The organism is Streptomyces katrae (assembly GCF_000966975.1).
Lineage (GTDB): Bacteria > Actinomycetota > Actinomycetes > Streptomycetales > Streptomycetaceae > Streptomyces > Streptomyces katrae.
In genome coordinates, this window is record NZ_JZWV01000768.1 from 1 (window position 1) to 3,806 (window position 3,806).

Consider the following 3,806-nt stretch of genomic DNA (forward strand, 5'->3'; position numbering starts at 1 on the left):
GAGCTCGGGGGAGCGTGCCGGGCGCCGTGGGCGCCGTGCGGGACTTTCGCAACACCCCCTAGAGCGCCGAGATGGAAGCCGGGGCGCGTTCGCTGCGGCTCAGCGCGCGCAGGACGTCGGTGGCGCCGTGCCGGCGCAGGGCGATCCGTGACAGCAGGTCCACGACGGTCTCGACGGCGGGGGCCGGGAACTCCGGGGTCGGCAACCCGACGCTGTGCGCGAGGTCGTCGGAGTGGACGACGAGCTCCAGCATCCGGCTGGCGACGAAGTCGTCGAGACCGATCGACCACGCCCCCCAGGTGGGCCGGCGAACCGTGCGGTCCGCCGCGGTGGGCAGGGTGCCGCGCAGTTCCTCGACGCACGTGGCGACCCGCGCGGCCAGGGCGTCCGGACCGTCAGCCGCCTCTTCCTCTCCGCCGGACCGAATGCCCTGGTTGAACGGGGTGTCGAGGTCCGAGCCGATCCAGCTGACTCGCGCGTAGTACTCGTGGATCGAGATGGCGGGCTCGGTGGGTACCGGCTCTGCCAGCACCGCGGGGATGAAGAAGACCTGCCCGGCCAGGTGACCCGCCAGCCCCCGGACGCTGAGCTTCGCCAGCGCGGAGGGCTGGTGCCAGCCGTCCGCGACCTCCGGCGCGGCCAACAACTTCGCCGCGGTGTCCGCCACACTCAGGTAGAGCTCCCTCACCCGTGTCACCTTGCTGTTCCCCCTGTCGCCGTCGGTGGGTGTCTGCCCGGTCAACCCCACGGCAAGGACGACGCATTCCCGACGGCGGCCCGGCCGGCGCCGCTGACAGGCGGTCATGTCGCGGAGTGGGCGTCGATCACCGCCCCGACGGCGAGCAGGATCGCCGGGAGGGCCACGAGCCCGAGGGCCATGGCCCAGCCCGTTCTCACCGTCGTCTTCCTCGCGACCTTCCTGCACAGCAGGATTGCGGGCCCCACGTAGAGGAGACCGCCACAGGAGAGGACGTAGGCGAACACCGTGAAGAAACCTCCTGCCGTAGGCCCGCCCCCCGGCAGGGGCCGGGGGGCGGGTGTCAGCGGCCGACGCCCGGCCGCTGTCGCAACGAGATGCGGTTGCCGTCCGGGTCCAGCGCCTCGACGCGGAGGCCGAACCCGTACTCCTCCGGCTCCTCCCCGTCGAACCTCACTCCGCGGTCACGGAAGACCTTGAAGTCCTCCCGCAGGTCGTCCGACTCGAGGATGACGGGTCCGGGCGTGCCGCCCGCCTGGACCTCGGCCGGCTGCCCCGCGGCCGCGCCGTGCACCCACAGGATGATCTCGACCGGGCTGCCGGGGGCGGCGACGGTGAGGAAGCGGCCGTCAGGACCCGGGTAGTCGATCCGCTTCTCCAGGCCGAGCTGTTCCGTGTAGAACCGCAGTGCGCGGTCCTGGTCGGTGACGTAGAGGGTGACGTACATCAGGTTGGTCAGCATCGGGGTCCATCCATCCGTTGTGGTCTGTGCTGCTTCTCTGACGGATGCCGCCGGACGGATGTGACAGCCCGGCTGCCGCGAGTGAGACCGCTCAGTGGGACCCGGTCATGAAGGCCTTCAGGTCGTCGGCGATCGCCGACGTCACCGCCTCGTGCCGTTCGGCCAGGTAGAAGTGGCCGCCGGGGAAGCCCCGGAAGGTGAAGGCGCCCTCCGTCAGCTCCCGCCAGGCCATGGCCTCGGGTACCGCGGCCCGTGGGTCGGATTCCCCGCAGAGCACGCTGACGGGGGTGCGCAGCGGGGGGCCCGGTTCGTGGCGGTAGGTTCCGACGGCGTGGTAGTCGCTGCGCAGCGCCGGGAGGATCATCGCCTGGAGCTCCGGGTCGGCCAGCAGTGTCGTGTCGGTGCCGGACAGGGCCCGGACGTGGGCGAGGAGGGCGTCGTCGTCCAGGGTGTGGAGGTCGTCGTGCCGGGGCACCAGCGGGGAGCGGCGGCCGGAGAGGATCAGCCCGCGCGGGGCGGCTCCGGACGCCTCCAGGCGGCGGGTGAGTTCGTACGCGAGGACGGCGCCCATGCTGTGCCCGAACAGCACCAGGGGCCGTTCCCGCCAGGGTGCCAGGGCGTCTTCCACCCCGTCGACGAGTCCGGCGATGGTGTCGGGGCTGGGCTCCGAGAGCCGTTCCTGGCGGCCGGGGTACTGGACGGTGAGGACCTCGGCGTGCGCGGCGAGGTCGCGGGAGAGCGGGAAGTAGTAGGAGGCGCTGCCGCCGGCGTGCGGGAGGACGACGAGGACCGGGGCCGTGTCGGGGCGGGCCGGGGGGTGGAACCGGCGGATCCAGGGGTTGGCTGCCGTCGTGGCGCGGAGGGTGGTCACCGGTGGGTCCCATGGGGGGTGTCGGGGGCGTCGGTCAGGAGGAGTTTCTTCTGGGGCTTGCCCATCGCGTTGCGCGGGATGGCCGCGACGAAGCGGACCTCGCGCGGGCGCTTGTGCACCGACAGGTGCGTGGCGACGAAGTCGGTCAGTTCGGCGCCGGTGACGCCCTCGGCGACGACGAAGGCCACGATCCGCTGCCCGAGGTCGGTGTCCGGGACGCCGACGACGGCCGCCTCGCTCACCTTGGGGTGGTCGAGCAGGGCGTTCTCGATCTCGCCCGCGCCGATGCGGTAGCCGCCGGACTTGATCATGTCGATGGAGGCCCGGCCCACGATGCGGTGGACGCCGTCCTCGGGGTCGACGGCCGCGATGTCGCCCGTACGGAACCACCCGTCCTCGGTGTACGCGGCCGCCGTGGCTTCCGGGCGGCCCAGGTAGCCGGCGAACAGGGTCGGCCCGGTCAGCTGGAGTTCGCCGATGTCGGCGCCCGGCTCGGCGGCGATGCGGGTGCGGATGCCGGGGAGCGGGGTGCCGACGGTGCCGGGGCGGACCTCGCCGCCGGCGCGGCCGCTGACGGTGATCAGGGTCTCGGTCATCCCGTACCGCTCGACGGGCCGGTGCCCGGTGAGGCGTTCGAGGTCCCGGAAGACGGGGGCGGGCAGGGCGGCGCTGCCGGAGACGAGGAGGCGGGCTCCGGACAGGGCGGCGGCGGCCGTGGGGTCGGCGGCGATGCGGGACCAGACGGTCGGCACCCCGAAGTACAGGCTGCCTCCGGCGGCGGCGTACGCCTGTGGGGTCGGGCGGCCGGTGTGGACGAGGCGGCTTCCGGTGCGGAGGGCGCCGAGTACGCCGAGGACCAGGCCGTGGACGTGGAACAGCGGGAGCCCGTGCACGAGGGTGTCCTCGGCGGTCCACTGCCAGGCGGTGGCGAGCGCGTCGAGGTCGGCGGCGAGGGCGTCGGCGGTGAGGACCACGCCCTTCGGGGGCCCGGTGGTGCCGGAGGTGTAGAGGATGAGCGCCGGGTCCTGCGGGTCCGCCGGGCCGGGCGGGGTGGCGTCGGAGCGGCGGGCGAAGTCGACGGTGGTCAGGGCGGCGCCGGAGTCGCGGAGGATGTGCTCGCGTTCGGCGGGGCCGGCGTCGGGGGGCAGGGGTACGAAGGGCACCCCGGCGAGGAGTCCGCCGACGGCGGCGGCGACGGTTTCGAGCGAGGCGGTCGCGGTCACGGCGAAGGCGGGGGCGCCGGCGATGTCGGCGGCCACGGCGCGGGCGGCGCCCAGCAGTTCCTCGTACGAGGCGGTTCGGCCGGCTACGGCCACGGCGTCGGGGCGGTCGCCGTAGGTGCCGTCTAGGGCGGTCAGCACGCGGTAACTCCCTGCGGGTGGTGGGAGTCCAGGGTACGGGGCGGGGCTGGGCCCGCGGCCGGGCGGGGCCGGTGCCGGGGCGGTGCGGGTGCCGCTGCGCGGGCCTTCTCCCCGCCCCGCCCTTTCTCCGTTTCC

General features: G+C 74.0%; 5 protein-coding genes. All 5 read right to left on the minus strand.

The genetic code is table 11. The features are described 5' to 3' along the window. Nucleotides 1-58: 58 nt before the first annotated feature. Nucleotides 59-688 (minus strand): maleylpyruvate isomerase N-terminal domain-containing protein, encoded by a 630-nt coding sequence (locus VR44_RS26190; RefSeq protein WP_245692231.1) that lies wholly within the window; start codon nucleotides 686-688, stop codon nucleotides 59-61. Nucleotides 689-801: 113 nt separating this feature from the next. Beyond that, nucleotides 802-984 carry a hypothetical protein gene (locus VR44_RS26195; RefSeq protein WP_045950065.1) on the minus strand — a complete coding sequence of 61 codons (183 nt, stop codon included), beginning with the start codon at nucleotides 982-984 and terminating at the stop codon, nucleotides 802-804. A 56-nt stretch (nucleotides 985-1,040) separates the two neighbouring features. Then, the gene (locus tag VR44_RS26200; RefSeq protein WP_045950066.1) at nucleotides 1,041-1,439 is read right to left on the minus strand and encodes a VOC family protein; all 399 of its coding nucleotides are present in this window, start codon (nucleotides 1,437-1,439) and stop codon (nucleotides 1,041-1,043) included. Between the two features lie 91 nt (nucleotides 1,440-1,530). Then, nucleotides 1,531-2,310 (minus strand): thioesterase II family protein, encoded by a 780-nt coding sequence (locus tag VR44_RS26205; RefSeq protein WP_045950067.1) that lies wholly within the window; start codon nucleotides 2,308-2,310, stop codon nucleotides 1,531-1,533. Next, nucleotides 2,307-3,671: an AMP-binding protein gene (locus VR44_RS26210; protein WP_045950068.1), complete on the minus strand. Its 1,365-nt coding sequence runs from the start codon at nucleotides 3,669-3,671 to the stop codon at nucleotides 2,307-2,309. Before VR44_RS26210 ends, VR44_RS26205 begins: the two co-directional genes overlap by 4 nt. Between the last annotated feature and the right edge of the window lie 135 nt (nucleotides 3,672-3,806).

What these genes read in the sequence shown, in the direction of transcription:
- VR44_RS26200 (WP_045950066.1), bottom strand. Translation starts at nt 1,439, where the DNA reads ATGCTGACCAACCTGATGTACGTCACCCTCTACGTCACCGACCAGGAC.